The organism is Burkholderia puraquae, from assembly GCF_002099195.1.
Classification (GTDB): Bacteria; Pseudomonadota; Gammaproteobacteria; order Burkholderiales; family Burkholderiaceae; genus Burkholderia; species Burkholderia puraquae.
This window is the reverse complement of sequence record NZ_NBYX01000068.1, coordinates 1-1,134: the sequence shown is the minus strand read 5'-3', so window position 1 is coordinate 1,134 and position 1,134 is coordinate 1. Positions and strand designations below refer to the sequence as shown.

General features: G+C 65.1%; 3 protein-coding genes. All 3 read right to left on the bottom strand.

Features of this window, described 5'->3' with window-relative positions; genetic code table 11:
• Positions 1 to 323: amidohydrolase family protein (locus B7G54_RS37805; RefSeq protein ID WP_165765664.1), on the bottom strand; the 323-nt coding region annotated here is incomplete at its 3' end.
• A 19-nt stretch (positions 324 to 342) separates the two neighbouring features.
• Positions 343 to 510: a DUF1427 family protein gene (locus B7G54_RS37800; protein WP_011660704.1), complete on the bottom strand. Its 168-nt coding sequence runs from the start codon at positions 508 to 510 to the stop codon at positions 343 to 345.
• A gap of 165 nt (positions 511 to 675) precedes the next feature.
• Positions 676 to 1,134, bottom strand: a 459-nt coding sequence (locus B7G54_RS37795; protein ID WP_133059277.1) for an isochorismatase family protein, incomplete at its 5' end; no start/stop codon positions are given.

Sequence of the window (1,134 nt, the reverse complement as noted above, 5' to 3'; positions counted from 1 at the left end):
GTGATCGCGACCTGCTGCTTGAGCATCTCCATCGCGACCGCGAGCGAGCGCACGCCATCCCAGCGCAGCTCCATGTTGTAGTTCAGGCCGCCGCGAATCACGTGGCAGTGGTTGTCGGTCAGGCCCGGCAGCACGGTGCGGCCGTCGAGGTCGATCACCTTCGTCGCGCGGCCCGCGAGCGGCATCACGTCCGCTTCGCTGCCGACCGCGATGAAGCGGCCCGCGGCGATCGCCACCGCTGTCGCTGTCGGGTTCGCTCGGTCCAGGGTCGTAAACCTGCCGTTGCGCAGGATCAAATCCGGTTGGGTTTCGGTTGCGGTCATATGCGTCACCTCACTTCGATCAAAGGCCGATGAGCTGCTTGAGGGCGGGAACCGCCTGCACGCCAATCAACATGCCGAGCAACCCGACCAGGGCAATCAGCGGCGGTGCGGGAGAGCGAACCTTGATCGCACTGTAGATCACGCCTATCAGCAGGCCCGCACCAAGGGAAACCAGATAAGGTTCCATACGATCAATCTCCCGAACAAACTGGAATGCAGGCAACCGCCCCGCAAACACTTCGTGGGCGGTGTCCGCGGATCGACCGCGTCACGCCGCCCGCATTGACGTATCGCCGCTGCGGCGCGCGCATGGCGCACGCCGCAGCGGCATCGATAGTCGCGACTGTCAGCGTCACTTCGCCGCTACGGGCGGGAGCGACTCGTGCGGCGTTGCGGTGCGTTGCGGTGCCTTGTGGAGCATCGTGTATGCGTAGTCGACGCCCATCCCGTACGCGCCCGAATGCTCCTTCGCGATCGCCATCACCGCATCGTACGAATCGCGGCGTGCCCAGTCGCGCTGCCATTCGAGCAGAACCTGCTGCCACGTGACGGGCACCACGCCCGCCTGCACCATCCGCTGCATCGCGAAGTCGTGCGCGGCTTGCGACGTGCCGCCCGATGCGTCGGCGACCATGTAGATCTCGTAGTCGCCTTCGAGCATCGCGCACAGTGCGAACGTGGTATTGCAGACTTCCGTCCACAGGCCCGATACGACCACCTTCTTGCGGCCGTTCGCGGCGAGCGCGTCGCGCACCTTCTGGTCGTCCCACGAGTTCATCGACGTGCGTTCGAGCGTCTTCTGGTTCGGGAA